This window comes from Pseudomonas sp. MIS38, assembly GCF_019891575.1.
Lineage (GTDB): Bacteria > Pseudomonadota > Gammaproteobacteria > Pseudomonadales > Pseudomonadaceae > Aquipseudomonas > Aquipseudomonas putida_A.
The window spans coordinates 168,091-187,956 of sequence record NZ_JAFLXF010000006.1; the positions used below are offsets into that span (position 1 = coordinate 168,091).

The window sequence follows — 19,866 nt, forward strand, 5'->3', positions numbered from 1 at the left end:
ATGATCAGCAGTTTCGCATTGAGTCATGGCGCGCTGCAGCGGGTCGAGCGGCTGGACGCCGAGGTGATGCTGTTCAGCAATCCCGATGCGGCCGAGCGCGATTTGCTGCACAGCCACTACAAGGTCGACGAACACGCGTTGGCCTCGGCGCTGGACCCGGACGAGGTTTCGCGAATCGAGTTTCACCCCGATCACTTGTTCCTGATCTGGAAACGTCCGGAAAACTATTCCGGCGGTGGCAGCCTGGCGTTTGAGGTGTCGTCCTGCGGCCTGCTGTTCGCGCCCGGGCAACTGCTGGTGATCGCCACCGACGACACGCCGCTGCACGGCATCGGCACGCGCCAGCCGCTCAATGCACCGCTGGATGTGCTGCTCGATTTGCTGTTCAACAACATCCATCACTACCTCGGCCATCTGAAGGTGATCAAACTGGTGGCCCGCGAGCTTCAACAGAAATTCAACGCCTCGATGCAGAACCAGCATCTGGTGCAGATGTTCAACCTCAGCGAAAGCCTGATCTATTACATAAATGCTCTGCACAGCAACGGCGCGGTGCTGACGCGGCTGCGCAATCACGCGGAAAAACAGCATTTCGGCAGTGAAGCGATCGGGCTGATCGACGACCTGATCATCGAGAATAACCAGTGCTACAAGCAGGCGGAGATCTACTCCACGGTGTTCTCGGGGCTGATCGATGCGCGCGGCAACTTGATGAATAACAGCATGAACAACCTGCTGCGCAAGTTGACGTTGATCAACGTGGTGTTTCTGCCGTTGAACCTGATTGCGAGCATTGGCGGGATGTCCGAGTTCAGCATGATGACGGCAGGCACGCCGTGGTGGATTTCTTACCCGTTGTTTCTGCTGGTGATGTTGTTGGGGGCGGGGGGGATGTTGTTGGGGCTGCGGCGGCTGGCCCAGTGATTGATCGGTGCCTGAGCTGACACCTTCGCGAGCAAGCCCGCTCCCACAGTGGATTGCGGGTTGGCAGGGGATCTGTGCCTGATACAAATCCCTTGTGGGAGAGGGCTTGCTCGCGAAAGCTATTTCAGCAGCACCGGAGGCTCAGGATCAGCCCGCTGGATCTGGCACAATCACTTTCCGGCGCTCCCGAACCCCACGCACCACCAGATACAACAACGGCCCAATCGACACAAACACCGCCGTCAGCAACAGATACGGCACCACCGACCAGATCGACATTCCTCGCGCTCGCGCATCCTTGACCATCCATACCCCGGCCAGCGTCGCCAGCAGATACAGATCAATCACCACCTGCGCCGTGTCCGGACGCGACATCAGGCTGATACCGAAGTCGATCAACGACTGTTCGGCCTGGAGCATCACCGATACGGTGTAGCCAGTAAACGCAATCAACGCAGTGAGGGGCAGGGCGACAGACATCATGCATTCCTTCCTTGGGGTGATGAGCAGAATCGCCAGCCTACCTTGGTGTCCGCAAATAAGCCATTGACTCGCCGGCCGCCGCCGGGCTAATTTCAGGCCCATGACTTCCACCGTATTGCGTTGCCAGCCAAGCATTATTACCGCCATTCCTTATTTGGCGGGCTAGCTCACGACTGCAGCACCCAACCCGCCCTAGAGGCGGGTTTTCATTTTCTGTCTCCGGGGTTCTGATCAAAACGTCAGGAGACGATCATGCCGCACAGCCCCGACCAGCAAGCCCTGCTTGAGCAGTACGTGAAAAGGATCCTCGCCGCGCCGGTCTACGACATTGCTGTGCGCACGCCGTTGCAAGCGGCGCCTGCGCTGTCCGAGGCGCTGGGCAACCGGATCCTGCTCAAGCGCGAAGACCTGCAACCGACGTTCTCCTTCAAGATCCGTGGCGCCTACAACAAGCTGGTGCAATTGAGCGATGCGCAGAAAGCAAGCGGGGTGATCACCGCTTCGGCGGGCAACCATGCCCAAGGCGTGGCGCTGGCAGCGCGGGAGCTGGGGATCGCGGGGACCATCGTCATGCCCTCGACCACCCCCGAACTCAAGGTGCTTGGGGTACGAAGTCGGGGTGCCGAGGCGCTGCTGCACGGCGAGAGTTTTCCGTTTGCCCTGGCCCATGCGCTGCAACTGGCCGAGCAGACCGGGCGCACTTTTGTCTCTCCATTCGACGACCCGGACGTGATCGCCGGCCAAGGCACGGTTGCCATGGAAATCCTCCGTCAGCATCAGGGGCCGCTGGATGCGATCTTCGTTCCGGTGGGCGGGGGCGGCCTGATTGCCGGCATCGCGGCGTACGTCAAATACCTGCGTCCGGAGGTGCGGATCATCGGTGTCGAATCGGAGCACTCGGCCTGCCTGAAGGCGGCGCTGCAAGCGGATGCGCGCGTTGTGTTGCCCAGTGTCGGAACGTTCGCCGATGGCGTGGCGGTGGCGCAGATCGGCGCTTATGGTTTTGAGGTGTGCAGGTTTTGCGTGGACGAGGTGGTCACCGTCAGCAATGACGAGCTGTGCGCGGCGATCAAGAATATCTACGACGATACCCGCTCGATCACCGAGCCTTCCGGGGCATTGGCGGTGGCCGGCATCAAGCAATACGTGGGACGCACCGGTGTTCGCGGGCAGACCTTCGTCGCGATCGACTCCGGCGCGAATATAAACTTCGACAGCCTGCGCCATGTCGCCGAGCGCGCCGCGGTGTGCGGCGGCGTCCCGGCGTGATAACACTCAGGGCAGCAGTGGGCGCAGGAAACTGCGCTCGTAGCTGACGATGAATTTCTTCTGCACCAGTGATTCCACCAGCGCCGTGCTTTCCGGGTCGGTCAGCGCGATGTGCCGGTAGCTTTCGTAATCGGCCAGCGAAGGAAAGCTGAACAGGCAATAAGCGATGTTGCTCGCGCCCTCGGAGGGCAGGAAATAGCCGTGATGCGTGCCGCCCAAGCGCTCGACGATGCCCAGCCAGGCCTTGGCGTAGGCCTCGAACTCGGTCAATTGGTACGGATCGATCACGTATCGCACATGGCAGGTAATCAAGTTTGGTGCTCCCTGTTCAGGTCATTCCGCAATAGCAGTGCCGACCTTGTCCGAAGCCGACCAGATGCGATAGCGCACCTCGACATCTTTCGGGGCGTAGATCACCAGTGGCAGCTTGCTGTTGTAGCGCAGCATGAAGCCGTCACCGACAACCGGGACAAAGGCGCGTTTCTTCGCGGTGCCGGGTGGGCAGGCCATCAGCGTGCTCATCGGGCCAATGACTTTTTCCAGGCGGTAGAACGGATAGCCCCAGCCTTCGAGGTTTTTCTCGTCCAGAGCGCCGCCCAGGCGCTGGCGATTGCAGTCGACTTCCAGGGTTTTGCCGGCGAGCACTTCAACCTGGAAGTTCTCCTCCTGATCCTGTTTGGGCAGGTAGATGACTTGGCGGGTGAAGCCGTTTTCCGCCTTGGGATACGGCGCGACGTCTTCGAGTTTGGCCGCGTGGGCGAGGGTAGACAGGCCGGCAACGAGCAGACCGACTGTCGCGCGAGCGCGTAAAGAACCCATGAAAGCCTCCTGGCGGGTGTAGGGTGGATGTCGGGCATTCTCACTGTCATCAGCGATGAATGCAAACTGGCGTCGACTTGCAAATTGCAGTGCTCAGGAGGGTCGATCTTGCATTTTGCAACTGGCCAACTGCTGGCCACCGCGCCAAGTGCTTGATTTCATGAGGGTCGAAATGACCCGATGAAAGGCACGTTTTATGCGTCGCTTTGGTGCAGCGCACCGGCTTCGGGCGCCTACACTCCAATGGGCATTTCGCAGTACAACCGTTTGCCGCACCAGGGAATCAGCGGGGACACACCCGTGCAGGGGCAGCAAAAGCGGTCAACGTGAAGAGTTGATTGGCAGTTTCATCAATAAGGAGAGGTTCACCATGTTTCTGTCTGCCTTGGAACTACGCAATATCATTGAAAGCAGTTTTTTGCCTAAACGCTGCCAGTGCACGCTGTCGCCAGACCTGTCGATGACCGTCAAGGTCTTCGGTGACCACCAGACTGACCAGGTTGATCTGCACGTCAGCGGTATCGACGCCAGCCATCTCAATGGCTGTCGCGAGATCAATGAACTGATTGCCGGCCTGCGTTCGGATCTGGCGCAACAAACCACACCACAGCATTACAGTCCTCGCTCCAGAGCGCTTTAACTCACCGTTTCACCCAGTTCGACCGTCACGCGCCGGGCCTGCACAAAGCCAAGGCCCAGCGCGAACTCGACCAGCACCGCGAGCAGAATCCCGGGGCCAGCATGGCCGTTCAGCCATTCGCCAAAACCCAGTACCGCCAAACCAAAACAACCGACGATAAACCCGTTACTCAGGGCATTGCGACCCAGCGACGGCGGCGCGCTGCGCACCAGATAAAACATCACCCCCAACGCCGCAAACAGCACCGCACTGCGCCGCGCTACAAAACCGGCAGCGAACGAATACTCAATGCTCCAGATCGCCAGCAACACCTGCGGGAAAAAGCCCCAAGCCAGCGCGAGCACGAAACACAACAAAGACGTGATGATCGACAACGTGCGAAACGACAACTGCATGGCGAGTCCTTGCGGCAGTGAGAAGTGACCCCGAGCATAACCCGCGAGCCCTTCACCGCCTACCGCAAAGCCGCAAATCAGAGCCTTCTGTCAGTTCTGGAAGCTGCAGGCGTCAGACATTTTCCGGTAGGTGATTTCCGCCGGCTTGCCTGCATTGTCGATGTACTTCATGTCGGCGGTGATGACCTTGCACTGCTGAGTCTGTGGCTCGGTCAGCGAGATCACTTTGTTCACATGCAACGGCATGCCGTACTGGTAAGGAACGGGCTGGGTAGCAGCGTTGGTGTCATTGGCCTGAGCCAGCCCGGCGAACGCGGTGCAGGCGAGGGCGGAGGTAAACAATAGCGTGCGAATGTTCATGAATTGGACTCCCGTGCGACGGAATAAGCGTTCGGCGCCATACAGCCGAACCTGCCGCACTCGGCGTCAGCCAGGAGCTGAGGTGTGCGGTTCAGTACAGTCTTGGACTGCGGCGTTAAGCGATGGTTAACCTGGCTGAACGCCGGCTGTCTGGAAGAGAGGGATGACCTGGCTGAATCGAGCAAATCAACAGCGGTTGTCACCGACAGCGCGCCGATGGTCATCAATACCGAAGCCAACCCCCGGCATCCCCGCCATCCAGCACATCCGCGCGCGCAGCGATCTGCTTGAAACCCTGCATTCCGTGTGCTTCAGGCACAGCGATGTTCAGGACGTTTCACGCATTAAGCACGGGCTGTATCGCTGGCGCAGGATGGCAATGATTTGTCGCAGGTTGTGCAGCAAGAGAAATCACGCGGTTCTCAACTGAGCGCTGCCCGCCTGAGGAATCATGGCCAGCTGAACCTCTACATTGTTCTCTTTCTTCGCCAGCCAGCGTTCGATATTGATGTCATGTTCTGGCCCTTGAGTCGCTGAGCCATAGATATCTTCAGGCGTGATTTTTTGGAAGCTGAGGGTGTGCAGTCGTTGTCTTGACGTATCGATGCGCCCCATCTCAGCTCGGAGCGAATTGATTTGCTGTAGAACAGTTCGGCGATCAGGCTGAAAAGAATGATTTAGCTCAGCCTCCTTGGCCTTCAAGCGTTCCTGCATTTCCTGCAACTGATAGTAGATCTGATCGTATTCAGTCTTGGTCACTACTGTACGACCGGCATCTTGAGTTTGCTGCCATCGGCGAAGTGTCGCCCACGCATTTGGAATATAGGATGGGACCATGTAGTGGTCAGACATCTGGAACAGTTGCTGGATAAACATGGCACGATCAGGTAAGTCGCCGAACTTTTTCAACGCTCGTGTACAGGCGGCTTCTTCGATGGATTCGCATCCGGGGTTCCAGAGCACAGCAGATTGTTCGCGCCCCTTGAAATGCACCGGCATGAAATGGCGCAACTCCCCTTGGTGCTCATAAGGTGCTCCTCCGATTCGCGTCAACCCCAGAGCGAAAATAAGAGCACCTAGAGGCGCTGTAATGAAGCTGAGTACCAGTCCAGGTATCCAGACGCTTTTTCTAGTGTTCATCCAAGGCGCGGGAACACTCGGGATTGGGTCGTTGTCGTTGACCATGCGGTGATGCGCCAAAGCTGCTGCACCCTCCACGAACTCGGCATCGCCGGCTCTTGGCGAGCCGTAGGTATAAAGCAAAATGTCATAACCATTTGGGTGCCGTCTCAAGGACTCAGCAAGGAGTGTGGCGATTGCTCCCCCCAAGCTGTGCCCGCAGATAATTATCTTTTGCCCAGTGTGAAATTGGCCGAGATAAATCTCGACAAGTTTACTCAATGCTTCGTAAGCCTCGTAAAAGCCTTGGTGAGACTTGCCGACACCCGCTGCAAAGGGAATCTGCTCAGCATCGGTATCACGTATGAAGTCGACAAGTTCCAATGTGCCCCGGACGGCAATCAATATGATTTCGTCATGATGAGTTATGAAGGCTTGAGTGTTGGTTCCTTCATTGCTGTCGTCAAAGAAGTGCAGTTTTGCAGGGTGCTCTTGTTTTTCATTTAAGTCAGGTTTGTTCTGATCATAAAGTGCCGGGTCGAAAGGCAGAATCTCGAATCGTTTCGAATAAGGAACATCTTCATATAAAGGGTAGTAAGCTTTTGCCTGTTCTGCGTTAACTTTCCATGGCTCCTTGTAGCTAGCCATCCCTTCAGCAAACATATTCCCGACACTAGGGTCAAGAGGAAAGCTAACCGTATCTTTGGGGTTTTCAGCTGGTGATTGACCGAAATTGCAATAGCTTAAGGCAGCAAATAAAGACAATTGATAAAGATTCAATGCGCTGAACTTGTTGTCTTTCGAAAGTATTGGCCGAAAAGCACGTAATGGTCTGACCTCAAGCACGGCATGCTTGTTAGGTAATAATGCAACTCCGCGAAGCTCTGACTCCTCTGGGCCAAATCCCAAGTCGCCCATGATTTTAAGCAGGCTGAAATTTGGTGGGTACTTTCTGGTTGAGTAAGGGGGCAAGTGAGCGGATTTGCTTACAAGGTCTTTAACTTCGACGTGAAAAAATTGCTGAGCGTTATTCTTTGCAGGGTTATTTTCAACGCGTGTACCATCCTTTTTTACAAAGCGCGTTTTCTCTGCTCGTACCTGGAGCTCAGTAATTGGAAGAGGATAGCTACTCCGTTGAGATAGAGCACTGTAGAGGTTATCCGTACCTTTGTAAGGGCTGTCAACAGTGAGTACAACAGGTCCTTGATAGTGGTTCATGACCTTGGCCGAGCCATTTGCATCCAGTACGCCGACATATTGTTGATGAGCGCTATCGCTCAAGACGTAACCAAGGCCAGCGTACGGCTTGCCGTCGCCATTTTCATCAACCAGTTGAAAGCTGATCCAGTCGCCACGCAATGGGCATGCTTCCGACTTTCCGCTTAACATGGGGTCGCAAGTTTTTTGTGATGCCATAAAAAATATCCTTATTCAGTACAGTTTGGGTACACAGTGCACTCGCGACCGTCAGGCATTTTAAAAGACTTGAAGTCTTTTGTGTTGCCGCGACAAAATCCGTATTGATCATCAAGATTTTCGCCCATGCAACGCTTCCATCCCTCTGGAAATTTAATCCACGTATCGCCCATGTAGGGGCGCTCCTCTTTGGAAAGGGAGAATTCTACAGTAAGCGTTTTTCCAGCCAATTGAGCTCGTGAAATAGAACTGGTGGCAGAGTCTTTTTCGGGTTGCGAAGTTTCTATGGCTTTGCATTTCAATATTTTTGTTATGTATCGATTTGATCCGATTGTGCGGAACAACCACTCGCATTCTCTTTTTAATGAGAGATGTGAGGGGGAGGGCTGGCTATTTGCTTTGGCGTCTTCAAACGCAATGCTGGTGTAATCTCGCCCTAAGTTAAGTCTGGCAGCACCGTATTTCGCATCTACTTCGTAATCAAAACGCTTCAAAACCAAAGGACAGCCGTCTCCCGAGCTTGAAAGTGGGATCGTAAAATGCGCTGTCTGAGCTTTTTCACTTGGTTCCTGTTTGAAAATTTTTGACCCTGGATGATTCTTGCCACTTTTTGGCGGGACTTTGCAGGTTTCTCCAGTGCGAGGAGTATAGATAGCTTCACCCTTCACCTCGAACCCCGGCGGAAGCTCAGTCACCAAAGTAAAACTGTCCTCCTGAGCAACCGAACAGCCAGTTGCTCCAATCGCACTCAGCCCAATCAGCAAGCTGCGAAACCCATTGGAAGTATTGCGATGAAGCATTTGATTGTCCTTTGTCTCGTGGCGGTCATTTCGAGCAGGTGACGCCCAATCTCGAATTCAATTCAGTGCAAGGTCATCGCTGTATTGGGCGAAAAAGCGCTCGCACCGCTCAAAATGCTCCTCCGGCGTTTCCCCCGGTAAGGGTTGCCAAGCCATATCCTTGGCATTCTTGGGATCAAGGCGCAGGGTCAACATGAACTCCCGTTGCTCTGGAGTACTCCATCGCCAGCCTTCAAGCAGGTCCATCTGCTCTTCAAGCCATTCGAGGATGGGCTGGGCTTCTGAAAGTTTCGCGGCGGTTTCGGCGTGATTCACCAGCAGCCAACGCTTCAGGTTGGCACGCAAGATTTCGCGGGTTCTTTCCGGTGGGGTGGGTACTTGCAGCCATGGTGCCGGATTCGGCACCGGATACATCCCAGGCCTACTGTTATCTGCACTTTTCCACTGATCCTGGTCCCAATACAGCACGCTGCTGATTGGCCCGAGCAGCAGCGGCCATTCGGTTTCCTTCATGTTGCCCAGGCAGCGGGCCAGAACCCGGTTGTCTTGAAAACGGAACAGCGAGCGCCCGCCGTCTTCGTCGATGACCATACGGGCAATCCAGTGCTGAGTCAGACTGTCGAGATCAGCCTTGTCCATGCTACCGATCCAGCCCCAGTTCCGCTGTGGCTCATCGAGCAGTTTGCGGAAAGCATCATTGCCCGGGTTCTGCAGTTCAGTTAGCCATGGACTGATGGCGGCGAACTGCGCGTATTCGGTACGGCGATAGAGTTGTACCGAGCGTTGCATGACGCCGGCGCTGTACAACGAGGTGACCGGATTGGGTTCGGCGAGGCTGTCCAGTGCCAGAATCAGCACGCGATTGAGTCTGGACTGTTCGCCTAGCCAGTTGTTGAGTACTTCGCTCATGCTGTGGCTCCCAGATCGCATTTGCCTTCGCGGCAGGCTTCGCAGATCGGGCAACGTATGTCGCCGGCCGCGCGAGCGGCTTTGGCCAAGGCCATTTGTGCGGCGGCCGGGACGAGCAGGGCACCTGCTTTGTCTTTCGCTGCGGCCCACGGTATGACAGGTTCCAGAATCCCGATCCCGGTCCCCACACCCGGCGCACCACCGGTATTCACCTTCACCTCAGCCCCGCTGATGGTCACACCACCGGCATCCACCTTCACAAAACTCCCGCCCGCCTTGGCGGTCAGCTCCATGCCACCCTCGATTACTACTTTCTCACCCGCGTGATAGTGAATCTCCGTCCCGGCCTCGACAAACTGCGCCGTACCGACCTTCAAATGCTGCGTCACGCCCACCGTCAGGTGATCATCCGCCCGCATCTCACTCACCCGATCCAGATGGGTAATCCGGTGCTCCTCAACCTTGAATTCGCTCAGGGTGTTGGCCTCAACCGTGTCATGCCGCTCATTGCCCACGCGGATCTTCTGGTCGTGCTCGATGTTCTCGTCCCAATCGCGCTGCGCATGGATGTAGATCTGCTCGGCACCCTTTTTGTCTTCAATCCGAAACTCGTTGTAGCCCTTGCCGCCCGGGGAGCTGAGGGTTTTGAAGGTGCTGCGGGTCTTGTTTGCCGGCAGGTCGTAGGGGACGACGTTTTCCTTGTGGTACAGGCAGCCGGTGACAAGTGGCTGGTCGGGGTCGCCTTCGAGGAAGGTGACGAGGACTTCCATGCCGATGCGCGGGATGGCGATGCCGCCGTAGGCGGCGCCGGCCCAGCCGCTGGCGACGCGTAGCCAGCAGGTGGTTTTGTCGTCGGACTGGCCGTCGCGGTCCCAGTGGAACTGGACTTTGATGCGGCCGTACTGGTCGCAGTGGATTTCTTCACCGGCCGGGCCGGTGACGACTGCGGTCTGGCTGCCGAGGACTTTGGGTTTCGGGTGTTCGAGGGCAGGGCGGTAGTGCGCGTCCCACGGGGTGGCGAGGAAGCTGTTGCGGTAGCCCTGGTGGAAATCGCTTTTGTTGTCGGTGACGTCGCTGGTGACGTTTTCACCGAGCACTTGCGGTTGTTTGCCTTCGTGGAAGACTTCCAGCAGCAGCCACAGGTCGTTCCATTCAGCGCGCGGGTGTTCGGCCAGGGTCAGGAAGTGGCCGCTGGTCAGGGTCGGTTCGTCACCTTTGCCTTCGGCGAGTTTGTAGTCGCTGCGATGACGTTCGAGGGCGCGGGTCGAGAGGAATTTGCCGCGCTCGCGGGTGGTGAAGCGGCCGGGGTAATCGTAGTCCTCAAGGTCCGGGGCGAACTCGGATTTGACCGCGCCTTCGGGCAGGATCTTCGGTTTTTCGAAGTCGTAGTCGCGGCGGCTGACGCGGGTGGTGCGGGTTTCCAGGCGCAGGTTGAAGCGCTTGATCACCGGTTTATCGGCGCTCATGCCGGAGTCTTGCTGGTAGCTCACGGCCTTGAGTTTGCGGAACACTGTCTGATCGTCGCCGAACACCAGTTTGTGCCCGCTGCTGCTGTGCTGGAAATGGAAGTGAATGCCTTCCTCTTCGCACAGACGCTGGATGAAATGCAGGTCGGACTCGTCGTACTGCACGCAGTAATCGCGCTGCGGGTACTCGGCGTTGAGCTGGAAGCTGTAAGCGTCGGCCAGAATGCCGCGATCTTCGAGGACCTGGGCGATGATCTTCGGCACCGTGAGGTTCTGGAAAATCTGCTGGTCATGGTTGTGCCGCAGATAGGCCAGTTGCGGCACCAGGCTGATGCTGTAGCGGGTCAGGGTCTTGCCGGAATCGCCTTGTTCGATGCGATACACCAGGCCATGAATCTTGCCTTCGCCGGTGGCGCCGAAGGTCAGGACGCCGGGCTTGTGCAGCAACTCTTCGAGTTTGAGGTCGGGGCGGGCGCTGACCAGTTCGAGGTCGAAACGGAAAGGCTCGTTGAGGGCTTCGCGACCAGTGAAGCTCAGCACTTGCAGGTCGGCGGAGGCGCCTTCGAGGGTAAGGGTAATGTGGGTAGCGTTGGCGTCCAGCATGCCTTGAATTCCGTCCATTGAATAAGCAGGTGACGGATGATGGAGGATTAAACCGCCTCGTTCAAGGCGCAAATGCCGTAGAGAGGGGTCCCGCGCTGTATAGGGAAAACCCCTATGACGGCGTTTAAACCCAATGAAACCGGGGGCTTCGCAGTCGTGAGCCCTTGGTCAGCGCATGATTTGAGCCCATCGCAGGCCGAAGAATCGCCAGTCAGTTTCAGACTAAAGTCGCCTTCAACCCGTAAAAGCCATCTGCCATCATTGCAACTCACCCCTGCGTGTCCACTTCTTCCCGGCTGTTTTTGACCCGGGACGGGAGCTATTTTTCTGGCTGACTGCGCCCCGGCGCAAACGCTGTACTGTTGGAGTTTTTCATGCGTCCCCCATTCCCTCTCATCACCCCGCGCCAGTCGTTTGGCTTCGGCGCCGTTGTGCTGTGCGCCGGTTTTGCCGCGCAGGTTCAGGCCAGTGGTTTTCTCGAAGACACCACGGCGAAAATCGAATCGCGCACGGTGTACTTCAACCGCGATTTCCGTGATGGGCATACCTCCAGTGACCAGGGCGCTTCCAAGCGTGAAGAATCGGCGCAAGGCTTTATCCTCAATCTGCAATCGGGTTACACCGCAGGCACGGTCGGCTTCGGTATCGATGCGCTGGGCATGCTCGGGTTTCAGCTCGACTCCAGCCCCGATCGCAGCAACAGCGGCTTGTTGCCGTCCAGCGGCGAGAACCCGCGCGGCTCGAAGGGCCAGTACGCGAAAATGGGCCTGACCGCCAAGGTCAAGGTTTCGGACACGGTGTTGAAGTACGGCGCACTGCTGCCGGATCTACCGCTGCTCAAGTACAACGACGGCCGCTTGCTGCCGACCATGTTCAACGGCGCCATGCTGACCTCCAGGGAAGTGAAGGATCTGACCTTCATGGCCGCGCGTCTGGACAAGTACACCGCGCGCGATTCCACCGATTCGCAAGACATCCGCGTGCACTGTAAGAACAAGCGCTACGCCTGCAACACTACCGCCGATCATTTCGACATGTACGGCATCGATTACAAGATCAACGATCGCCTGACCGCGCAGTATCACTACGCCGAGCTGGAAGACATCTATCGCCAGCACTTCATTGGCTTGCTCGGCAACCAACCGCTGGGTGACGGTGTGCTGAAGGCCGATCTGCGTTTGCTGAAAAGCGCCGACAGCGGTGATGCCAAGGCCGGCTCCATCGACAACCGCGCCTTGAGCGGCATGCTCTCGTACGGCATCAGCGGCCACACCTTCAGCGCCGGCTGGCAGCGCATGAACGGCGACAATTCGATGCCGTACCTCGATGGCAGCAATCCGTATCTGGTCAACTACGTGCAGGTCAACGACTTCGCCGCGGCGCAGGAACGCTCCTGGCAGCTGCGTTATGACTATGACTTCAAGGCCATCGGCATCAACGGCCTGAGCTTCCTGACCCGCTATGTCAACGGTGATCACATCAAGGTGCCGGGCAGTGATCAGGAGGGCAAAGAGTGGGAACGCGACAGCGAGTTGAAGTACGTGATCCAGACGGGCACGTTCAAGGATGTCAGCCTGCGCCTGCGCAATGCGACTTACCGCACCAACTATGAAAAGTTTGCCCGGGATGTGGATGAGACCCGGTTGATTGTGAGTTACAACTTTTCGGTGTTGTAACTGTGAGGGCTGCAGTGTCTGGATGACCGCCTTCGCGAGCAAGCCCGCTCCCACATTGGATCATGGGTGAACACAAATTTTGTGCTCGGCACTGATCCCCTGTGGGAGCGGGCTTGCTCGCGAAGGCGTCCTCACAGGCTCCCCTACAACCAATGCCAGAACCGGCTCCAGAAGCCGCGATTCAGATCCTCTTTGCACCCGGCATACTGCCGCGCATACACATCGGAACGCGCCTGTACCTTGCGTGCAGTCGGCATCAGCCAGGCCTTGCTGGCGTAGGTCTTGTTGCGGAAGCCGCCCCAGCCTTCGTGGTAGTTCAGGTACTGGTTATAGGCGTCGTACTTGTACACGCCGTTGATCGAAGTGGTCTTGTCCATGTACCAGCCGACGAAGTCGATGGCGTCATCGAAGTCTTCGCGGTCGGCGCCGTGTCGGCCGGTGCTTTTCTGGTAATCGGCCCAGACTTCATCCTTGGCCTGGGCATAGCCGGAGGCCGTCGACACCCGGCCCCACGGAATCACCCACAACAGGTATTTACGCGGCGTCTTGGCGTCGTAGCGGTAGCCGGACTCCTGATACATGATCGCGAAGGGCACCTGGATCGGTACGCCCCAGCGTTTCTGCGTGACTTGCGCCGCATCGTACCAGTCGCTTTTCTCGCGGAAGATCGCGCAGATGTCTTCCGGCGAACGCGGCGGCGAGGTGCCGCAGCCGCTGAGTAATCCCGCCAGTATCAAAAGTCCCGCCGTCCGCCCCGACATCAAACCGTCATCCCCATGCGCGCAAAAAGGCCGACAGTCTACGCGCTCAGCTCAACTGGTGACGATAGGGCAAATCCGGACCGGTCTTGCTGCACGTAAGGGCGGCCGCCTGTACGGCAAACCTGAGCATCGCGTCGATCTGCTCGCGGCTGAGTTGTTGAACCCCTTCCACCGAATCCAGTGCTTGCTCGGTCAACCAGGTAATCAGCGCTGCTTGAAAGGTATCGCCGGCGCCGACGGTATCGGCGATCTTCACTGAACATGCCGGTACTGACCACGAACCGTGGGCGCGACTGAACACCGTCGCGCCTTCGCCGCCACGGGTGAGGAACACTAACTGGCAGCGATGCTGCAGCCAGCCTTCGATCACGCGTTTTGGCTCCTGCTCGGGATACAACAGGCTCAGGTCTTCGTCGCTGACCTTGATCATGTCGGCCAGTTGCACCAGGGTCGCCACACGCTCGCGCCACAGGTCAATGTTTGGCTCCGGGTTCAGGCGTACGTTGGGGTCGAGGGTGATCAGGCGCTTGCCGCTTTCGCGCTGCACCAGGGTCAGCAGGGTGTCGGCGATCGGTTGCACCACCAGCGAGAACGAGCCGATGTGCAGACCACGGACTTCAGCGTCCAGTTGCGGCAGATGGGCGAGGCTTAATTGGCGATCAGCACAGCCCTCGCCGCGAAAACTGTAATGCGGCGAACCGTTGGCGCCGACCGCGACCATCGCCAGCGTGGTTGGCGCGGCGAAGTCGATCAGGTAGTCCGCACGCACGCCTTCTTCCTGCAGCACTTGCTGCAAACGCCGGCCGAGATAGTCGGTAGACAGCCCGGCAAACAGCGCCGAATCCACACCCAAACGGCGCAAGCCGACCGCGACGTTGAACGGCGAGCCGCCGGCAATCGCCTTGAAATTCACCTTCGAGGCCAGACCGCTGGCATCGTCTTCGCTGAAGAAATCGAACAGAGCTTCGCCACACACCAAATACATAATTGTTTGCTCTTTATAGGGTTGCGACATGCTGTTGATAGCGTTCATAGGCCTGCTGGAACGCCGCGACATGGGCGGCGACCGGCAGGGTTTCACTGTGCAGATCGAGCTTCACGCAGCGCTGGCACAGATCGGCCAAAGTGTCTTCGTGGCCGTTCGACCATGACTTGCACCACGCCGCCTGAATCGCCGCGCCGAGGGCTGCGGCTTCGCTGTGTTCGGTGCAGATTACCGGGGTGTTCATGATGTCGGCGACGATCTGCCGCCACACCGCGCTTTTCGAACCGCCGCCGATCAGGCAAATGCTGCGGCTTTGTAAACCATTGTGGCGCAACAGATCCAGTCCATAACGCAAACCGAAGGTGGTGCCTTCTACCACGGCGCGACACAGGTTGGCCTGGGTCAGGTTGCTCAGGGTCAGGCCGTGCAGGCTGCCGGTGGCATGGGGCAGTGCGGGGACGCGTTCACCGTTGAGGAACGGCAACATGCTCACGCCTTCGGCGCCGATCGGTGCTTGGGCCACGAGGTCGTTGAATTGTTCGAGATCAAGGTCGAACAGTTCGCGGATCGCACCGGTGGCGTTGGTCAGGTTCATGGTGCAGATCAGCGGCAGCCAGCCGCCGCTGGATGAGCAGAACGTCGCGACCGAAGCATCCGCGCTGACCTTCGGCGCCTCAGCGTAGGCGTACACCGTGCCGGAGGAACCGAGGCTCATGGTGATCGCTCCCGGCTGAATATTGCCGGTGCCGATGGCGCCCATCATGTTGTCGCCACCGCCGCTGGAAACCTGTGCATTCGGGTTGAGGCCGAGCTGTTCGGCAATCGCCGGCAGCAGCGTGCCGACCGCCTGATGCGCGTCGATCAGCTCCGGCAACGCGGCTTGCAGGCGACCCGTGGCGTCGATGTCGCGCAGCAGTTGCAAGTCCCACTGACGGCTGCGCACATTGAAATAGCCGGTGCCGGAGGCGTCGCCGTATTCGCTGCACGCGCGGCCGGTGAGCCAGTAATTCAGATAATCGTGGGGCAGCAGAATGCGCGCGATACGCGAGAACACCTCCGGGTGCTGCTCTTTGGTCCAAAGCAGTTTCGATACGGTGTAGCCCGGCGCGATGACCACGCCCAGGCGCTCTAGCGAACCTTGTTCGCCGCCCAGGTGTTTGAGCAGACGGTCGTTTTCATCGGTGGTTTCGGTGTCGCACCACAGCTTGGCCGGACGCAGCACCTGGCCCTGATCGTCGAGCAGCACCAGACCGTGTTGCTGGCCGGATACGCCGATGCCGAGGATCGCCTGACCGTCAACATTGGCTAAGAGCAAGGCGCGGCGGGTGGCGAGGGCGAAGGCGTCGAGCCACTGTTGGGTGTCCTGCTCGCGCCGGCCATTGGCGCCGCTGATCATCGTGTGCGTGGCCGCGCCTTCGCCGAGCACCTGACCGTTGCTGGCATCGAGGATGATCGCCTTGGTGCCCTGGGTGCCGCAGTCGATGCCGAGGAAGAGTTGTCGGGTGGTCACAGTGAGGTCCTCAGGGTTTCAGATCTGCCAAGGTGAGGCTGCCATTCGCGAGCAAGCCCGCTCCCACATTTTGAAACGCGTTCCCCTGTGGGAGCGGGCTTGCTCGCGAAGGCGTCGGTGGTTTCACCGCTGAATTCAGGCCAAAACCCGCTCCAACGTGCGCGTCACCCCCACCTCGCGCAAGCTGTTGCAGCACCACTCAAACGCCGCAACAAACTCCGCCGACCGTGGAATCGCCGTGCCGAAGATCTCCTCGACCGCCAGCAACCGCTGGGTAATCAGCGCATCATCCGCCACCAGTCCCTGACAGAATTCCGCCCGTGGATCGGGAATCGTATAAGTGTCGCCATTCTCATCCACGCCCTTCAAATACAACGCCCAGGCCGCCACCACCAACGCTGCGCGCTTGGTCTCCTGGCCATCGGTAATCAAGCGGTTGATCGTCGGAATGGTGAACTTGGGAAACTTCGACGAGCCGTCTGAACACACTCGTTCCAGCTGATCGGCAATCGCCTGATTAGAGAAGCGCGCGACCAGCGTATTTTTGTAGTCGGTCAGGTCGATGCCCGGTACCGGCGCCAGTTGTGGGGTGACATCGAGATCCATGTACGCACGCATGTAGCGCACGAACAGCGGGTCGTTCATGGTTTCGTGAACGAAGCGGTAGCCCTTCAGAAACCCCAGATAAGTCAGCGCCAAGTGACTGCCGTTGAGCAGTTTGATCTTCATTTCTTCGTAGGGCGATACGTCATCGGTGAACTGCACGCCGACCTGTTCCCAGGCCGGGCGCCCATTGACGAATTTGTCTTCCAGCACCCATTGCACAAACGGCTCGCAGACCACTGGCCAGGCATCGTCCACCGCGTGTTTGTCGGCCAGTTGCAGGCGATGCGCGGTGCTGGTCATCGGCGTGATGCGATCAACCATGGCGTTGGGAAAACTGACGTTCTGCTCGATCCAGTCGCGCAGCCCCGGGTCACGCAGGGTGGCGAAGGCGAGCAGGGCTTTGCGGGTCACCGCGCCGTTATGCGGCAGGTTATCGCAGGACATGATCGTGAACGCCGGTATGCCCGCGCCACGGCGTTTTTCCAGCGCCGCGCAGAGGAAACCGAACACGGTTTTCGGCGCCTGCGGATGTGCCAGATCGTGTTGAATCTGCGGCAGGTGCGCCATGAATTCGCCGTTGCTGTCGTCGATGCAGTAGCCGCCTTCGGTGATGGTCAGCGAGACGATACGGATCTGCGGATCGGCAAGTTTGTCGATCAGCGCCTGCGCGCCATCCTCGGCCAGGAGCATGTCGCGGATCGCACCGATCACCCGGACTTCGGTGTCATTGCTATCACCGAGTTCAAACAGGGTGAACAGGTAGTCCTGCTCCTTGAGGTCGTCACGGGCGCGGCGGTCTTCCGCGCGCAGGCCGACGCCGCAAATCGCCCAGTCGAGGGCTTCGCCGGTGTTCATCAGCGCATCGGTGTAATACGCCTGATGGGCGCGGTGGAAGCCGCCGACGCCAATGTGTGCGATGCCCTGACGGGTGTCGCTGAGGCTGTAGGACGGCAGTTGCACCTCGGGGGCGAGGCGGTGCAGGTTTTGTTCATTCAGTTTCATCGGACAGGTCTCGAAATTCAGGCCGCGGCGCGAAGCGGGCGGGTCAGCGCCACGCCATCGGCGTCGAACAGGTGGCAATGGCTGGCGTCCAGGTGCAGGTTCAGTTGCTCGCCGTAGCGGCTTGCCAAGTCGCCGCGCACGCGCAGGGTCAGGGCTTCGCCGGCGTTGGTGGTGACGTGGCAGAAGGTGTCGCTGCCCAGGCGTTCGCTGACGTCGGCGGTGACTTGCAGGGTGCAGTCGCCCGGTTGTGCCAGCTCCAGATGTTCCGGGCGAATGCCTAGGGTCACGGCGCTGCCGACGCTCAGGTTGGCGGCGTTGAACGGCAGGGTGATGCGCGTGCCGGCGTCCAGCGAGACTTCGCAGGTCTGGCCGTCGATGCGGGCGATCTTGCCTTTGAGGAAACCCATTTTCGGCGTGCCGAGGAACCCGGCGACGAACAGGTTGGCCGGGTTGTGATAGAGGTCCAGCGGCGAGCCGACCTGCTCGATTTTGCCGCCGTTGAGCACCACCACTTTGTCGGCCATGGTCATCGCTTCGACCTGATCGTGGGTCACGTAGATCATCGTGGCTTGCAGGTCCTTGTGCAGACGCAGCAGCTCCAGACGCATCTGCACGCGCAGCGCGGCGTCGAGGTTGGACAGCGGTTCGTCGAACAGAAAGATCTTCGGATTGCGCACGATCGCCCGGCCGATGGCGACCCGTTGCCGTTGGCCGCCGGACAGCTGTTTGGGCTTGCGCTCGAGCATCGGCCCGAGTTCGAGAATGCGCGCCGCTTCGCCGACCTTTTTCTCGACTTCGGCTTTCGGTACACCGGCCAGATCGAGGGCGAACGACATGTTTTTCTTCACGGTCATGTGCGGGTACAGCGCGTAGGTCTGAAACACCATCGCCAGATCGCGCTTGGCCGGGCTGACTTCGGTGATGTCGCGGCCATCGAGTTCAATGGTGCCGCCGCTGACCTCTTCCAGCCCGGCGATCAGCCGCAACAGGGTGGATTTGCCGCAGCCGGACGGGCCGACGAAGACCACGAATTCCTTGTCGTTCACCTCAAGGTCGATACCCTTGATGATGGAAAAACCTTCGAAGCCTTTTTGCAGATTCTTGATTTTCAGGTTGGCCATGGTGATGGGCCTCCGCTTAAGTTAATTCAATGGCGCCGGGCATGCTTTTGGTGGGAGCGGGCTTGCTCGCGAAGGGGCCGTGTCAGTCACGATCATTGTTGGATGACCCACCGCTTTCGCGAGCAAGCCCGCTCCCACAGGGGAAGGTGTTGGTTCTCGAATATTCATTTCACGGCACCGAACGACAAGCCGCGCACCAGTTGCTTCTGGCTGATCCAGCCGAAGATCAGGATCGGCGCACAGGCCAGGGTCGAGACTGCCGACAACTTGGCCCAGAACAAGCCTTCGGGGCTTGAGTACGAGGCGATCAGCGCGGTCAGCGGCGCGGCTTTCGACGAGGTCAGGTTCAGCGACCAGAAGGCCTCGTTCCAGCACAGGATCAGCGACAGCAACACGGTCGAGGCGAGGCCGCCCTTGGCGATCGGCAGCAGCACGCGGACCATTTCCTGCCACAGGGTGGCGCCGTCGAGGCGGGCGGCTTCGAGGATGTCTTTGGGGATGTCCTTGAAGTAGGTGTAAATCATCCAGACCACGATCGGCAGGTTGATCAGGGTGTAGATCACGATCAACGCGATGCGCGTGTCGAGCAGGCCGAAACTCTTGGCCAGCAGGTAGATCGGCATCAGCACGCCCACCGGCGGCAGCATCTTGGTCGAGAGCATCCACAGCAGCGTGCCTTTGGTGCGCTGGGTTTCGTAGAACGCCATCGAGTAGGCGGCGGGCACCGCGATCAACAGGCACAGAGCGGTAGCACTGAACGAGATCACCACCGAGTTCCAGGCAAAACTGAAGTAGTCGCTGCGCTCGTTGATGTGCAGGTAGTTCTCCAGCGTTGGCGTGAAGATGAACTGCGGCGGCGTGGCGAAGGCGTCGATTTCGGTTTTGAAACTGGTCATCACCATCCAGAAGATCGGGAAGAAAATCACGATCGCGATGGCCCAGGCCAGGGTGCCGAGCAGCAGGCTTTGCAGCCGGCGGGATTGTTGAAGAGTCATGGCGGGC

General features: G+C 58.6%; 18 protein-coding genes and 2 pseudogenes. 5 read left to right on the forward strand and 15 right to left on the reverse strand.

All coding sequences use genetic code 11. From position 1 onward, the window contains the following. Nucleotides 1-924: a magnesium transporter CorA family protein gene (locus tag J1G18_RS09810; RefSeq protein ID WP_135295886.1), complete on the forward strand. Its 924-nt coding sequence runs from the start codon at nucleotides 1-3 to the stop codon at nucleotides 922-924. A gap of 147 nt (nucleotides 925-1,071) precedes the next feature. On the opposite strand, the gene J1G18_RS09815 is transcribed toward J1G18_RS09810, so the two are convergent. After that, complete coding sequence (locus J1G18_RS09815) at nucleotides 1,072-1,407, reverse strand: DUF2834 domain-containing protein (RefSeq protein WP_098964130.1); 336 nt, start codon at nucleotides 1,405-1,407, stop codon at nucleotides 1,072-1,074. Nucleotides 1,408-1,615: 208 nt separating this feature from the next. Between J1G18_RS09815 and ilvA the strand changes: the two are divergent. Then, nucleotides 1,616-2,649 (forward strand): annotated as a pseudogene (gene ilvA, locus J1G18_RS09820) (threonine ammonia-lyase, biosynthetic); the annotation flags it as partial. A 33-nt stretch (nucleotides 2,650-2,682) separates the two neighbouring features. On the opposite strand, the gene J1G18_RS09825 reads toward ilvA, so the two are convergent. Further along, nucleotides 2,683-2,988 carry an NIPSNAP family protein gene (locus tag J1G18_RS09825; RefSeq protein WP_003225174.1) on the reverse strand — a complete coding sequence of 102 codons (306 nt, stop codon included), beginning with the start codon at nucleotides 2,986-2,988 and terminating at the stop codon, nucleotides 2,683-2,685. A 21-nt stretch (nucleotides 2,989-3,009) separates the two neighbouring features. Beyond that, nucleotides 3,010-3,495 (reverse strand): serine protease inhibitor ecotin, encoded by a 486-nt coding sequence (eco, locus tag J1G18_RS09830; RefSeq protein ID WP_223007570.1) that lies wholly within the window; start codon nucleotides 3,493-3,495, stop codon nucleotides 3,010-3,012. 370 nt (nucleotides 3,496-3,865) lie between these two features. On the opposite strand from eco, the gene J1G18_RS09835 reads away from it, so the two are divergent. Beyond that, entirely contained in the window at nucleotides 3,866-4,135 is a 270-nt protein-coding gene (locus tag J1G18_RS09835; protein WP_007964586.1) for a DUF1652 domain-containing protein, read from the forward strand. Here J1G18_RS09835 and J1G18_RS09840 read toward each other — a convergent pair. Further along, nucleotides 4,132-4,530: a hypothetical protein gene (locus tag J1G18_RS09840; protein WP_134786482.1), complete on the reverse strand. Its 399-nt coding sequence runs from the start codon at nucleotides 4,528-4,530 to the stop codon at nucleotides 4,132-4,134. The genes J1G18_RS09835 and J1G18_RS09840 overlap by 4 nt on opposite strands. Before the next feature lie 90 nt (nucleotides 4,531-4,620). After that, complete coding sequence (locus tag J1G18_RS09845) at nucleotides 4,621-4,890, reverse strand: DUF2790 domain-containing protein (RefSeq protein WP_223007571.1); 270 nt, start codon at nucleotides 4,888-4,890, stop codon at nucleotides 4,621-4,623. A gap of 168 nt (nucleotides 4,891-5,058) precedes the next feature. On the opposite strand from J1G18_RS09845, the pseudogene J1G18_RS27975 reads away from it, so the two are divergent. Further along, nucleotides 5,059-5,298 (forward strand): annotated as a pseudogene (locus tag J1G18_RS27975) (hypothetical protein); the annotation flags it as partial. Nucleotides 5,299-5,301: 3 nt separating this feature from the next. Here J1G18_RS27975 and J1G18_RS09850 read toward each other — a convergent pair. The 4 genes from J1G18_RS09850 to J1G18_RS09865 are packed head-to-tail and all read right to left on the reverse strand — an operon-like array spanning nucleotide 5,302 to nucleotide 11,203. Further along, nucleotides 5,302-7,425 (reverse strand): lipase family protein, encoded by a 2,124-nt coding sequence (locus J1G18_RS09850; protein ID WP_135295881.1) that lies wholly within the window; start codon nucleotides 7,423-7,425, stop codon nucleotides 5,302-5,304. An 11-nt stretch (nucleotides 7,426-7,436) separates the two neighbouring features. After that, nucleotides 7,437-8,225 carry a hypothetical protein gene (locus tag J1G18_RS09855; RefSeq protein ID WP_135295880.1) on the reverse strand — a complete coding sequence of 263 codons (789 nt, stop codon included), beginning with the start codon at nucleotides 8,223-8,225 and terminating at the stop codon, nucleotides 7,437-7,439. A 57-nt stretch (nucleotides 8,226-8,282) separates the two neighbouring features. Then, entirely contained in the window at nucleotides 8,283-9,134 is an 852-nt protein-coding gene (locus J1G18_RS09860; RefSeq protein WP_135295879.1) for a DUF4123 domain-containing protein, read from the reverse strand. Continuing rightward, entirely contained in the window at nucleotides 9,131-11,203 is a 2,073-nt protein-coding gene (locus tag J1G18_RS09865) for a type VI secretion system tip protein VgrG (RefSeq protein WP_223007572.1), read from the reverse strand. Before J1G18_RS09865 ends, J1G18_RS09860 begins: the two co-directional genes overlap by 4 nt. A gap of 374 nt (nucleotides 11,204-11,577) precedes the next feature. Here J1G18_RS09865 and J1G18_RS09870 point away from each other — a divergent pair, with 374 nt between their 5' ends. Next, nucleotides 11,578-12,879: an OprD family porin gene (locus J1G18_RS09870; protein WP_223007573.1), complete on the forward strand. Its 1,302-nt coding sequence runs from the start codon at nucleotides 11,578-11,580 to the stop codon at nucleotides 12,877-12,879. A 143-nt stretch (nucleotides 12,880-13,022) separates the two neighbouring features. On the opposite strand, the gene J1G18_RS09875 is transcribed toward J1G18_RS09870, so the two are convergent. From J1G18_RS09875 to J1G18_RS09900, 6 genes are all read right to left on the reverse strand, one after another. After that, nucleotides 13,023-13,640: a hypothetical protein gene (locus J1G18_RS09875; protein WP_410477709.1), complete on the reverse strand. Its 618-nt coding sequence runs from the start codon at nucleotides 13,638-13,640 to the stop codon at nucleotides 13,023-13,025. A 46-nt stretch (nucleotides 13,641-13,686) separates the two neighbouring features. Then, the gene (locus J1G18_RS09880) at nucleotides 13,687-14,625 is read right to left on the reverse strand and encodes a carbohydrate kinase family protein (protein WP_223007575.1); all 939 of its coding nucleotides are present in this window, start codon (nucleotides 14,623-14,625) and stop codon (nucleotides 13,687-13,689) included. A 13-nt stretch (nucleotides 14,626-14,638) separates the two neighbouring features. Continuing rightward, nucleotides 14,639-16,135, reverse strand: a complete 1,497-nt coding sequence (gene xylB / locus J1G18_RS09885) for a xylulokinase (protein ID WP_223007576.1) — start codon at nucleotides 16,133-16,135, stop codon at nucleotides 14,639-14,641. Between the two features lie 135 nt (nucleotides 16,136-16,270). Further along, nucleotides 16,271-17,743, reverse strand: coding sequence for a mannitol dehydrogenase family protein (locus J1G18_RS09890; protein WP_223007577.1), 1,473 nt, complete (start codon nucleotides 17,741-17,743; stop codon nucleotides 16,271-16,273). A gap of 17 nt (nucleotides 17,744-17,760) precedes the next feature. Beyond that, a complete protein-coding gene (locus J1G18_RS09895) occupies nucleotides 17,761-18,864 on the reverse strand; it encodes an ABC transporter ATP-binding protein (protein ID WP_223007578.1) in 1,104 nt (367 codons plus the stop codon). Between the two features lie 164 nt (nucleotides 18,865-19,028). Next, a complete protein-coding gene (locus tag J1G18_RS09900) occupies nucleotides 19,029-19,859 on the reverse strand; it encodes a carbohydrate ABC transporter permease (RefSeq protein ID WP_003225143.1) in 831 nt (276 codons plus the stop codon). Nucleotides 19,860-19,866: the final 7 nt, after the last annotated feature.

Coding starts and splice junctions, on each gene's coding strand:
- J1G18_RS09880 (WP_223007575.1), bottom strand. CDS start 14,625: ATGTATTTGGTGTGTGGCGAAGCTCTGTTCGATTTCTTCAGCGAAGAC.
- J1G18_RS09890 (WP_223007577.1), bottom strand. CDS start 17,743: ATGAAACTGAATGAACAAAACCTGCACCGCCTCGCCCCCGAGGTGCAA.
- J1G18_RS09860 (WP_135295879.1), bottom strand. CDS start 9,134: ATGAGCGAAGTACTCAACAACTGGCTAGGCGAACAGTCCAGACTCAAT.
- J1G18_RS09810 (WP_135295886.1), top strand. CDS start 1: ATGATCAGCAGTTTCGCATTGAGTCATGGCGCGCTGCAGCGGGTCGAG.
- eco (WP_223007570.1), bottom strand. CDS start 3,495: ATGGGTTCTTTACGCGCTCGCGCGACAGTCGGTCTGCTCGTTGCCGGC.
- J1G18_RS09875 (WP_410477709.1), bottom strand. CDS start 13,640: ATGTCGGGGCGGACGGCGGGACTTTTGATACTGGCGGGATTACTCAGC.
- J1G18_RS09895 (WP_223007578.1), bottom strand. CDS start 18,864: ATGGCCAACCTGAAAATCAAGAATCTGCAAAAAGGCTTCGAAGGTTTT.
- J1G18_RS09865 (WP_223007572.1), bottom strand. CDS start 11,203: ATGCTGGACGCCAACGCTACCCACATTACCCTTACCCTCGAAGGCGCC.
- J1G18_RS09845 (WP_223007571.1), bottom strand. CDS start 4,890: ATGAACATTCGCACGCTATTGTTTACCTCCGCCCTCGCCTGCACCGCG.
- J1G18_RS09900 (WP_003225143.1), bottom strand. CDS start 19,859: ATGACTCTTCAACAATCCCGCCGGCTGCAAAGCCTGCTGCTCGGCACC.
- J1G18_RS09840 (WP_134786482.1), bottom strand. CDS start 4,530: ATGCAGTTGTCGTTTCGCACGTTGTCGATCATCACGTCTTTGTTGTGT.
- J1G18_RS09850 (WP_135295881.1), bottom strand. CDS start 7,425: ATGGCATCACAAAAAACTTGCGACCCCATGTTAAGCGGAAAGTCGGAA.
- J1G18_RS09815 (WP_098964130.1), bottom strand. CDS start 1,407: ATGATGTCTGTCGCCCTGCCCCTCACTGCGTTGATTGCGTTTACTGGC.
- J1G18_RS09835 (WP_007964586.1), top strand. CDS start 3,866: ATGTTTCTGTCTGCCTTGGAACTACGCAATATCATTGAAAGCAGTTTT.
- J1G18_RS09870 (WP_223007573.1), top strand. CDS start 11,578: ATGCGTCCCCCATTCCCTCTCATCACCCCGCGCCAGTCGTTTGGCTTC.
- J1G18_RS09855 (WP_135295880.1), bottom strand. CDS start 8,225: ATGCTTCATCGCAATACTTCCAATGGGTTTCGCAGCTTGCTGATTGGG.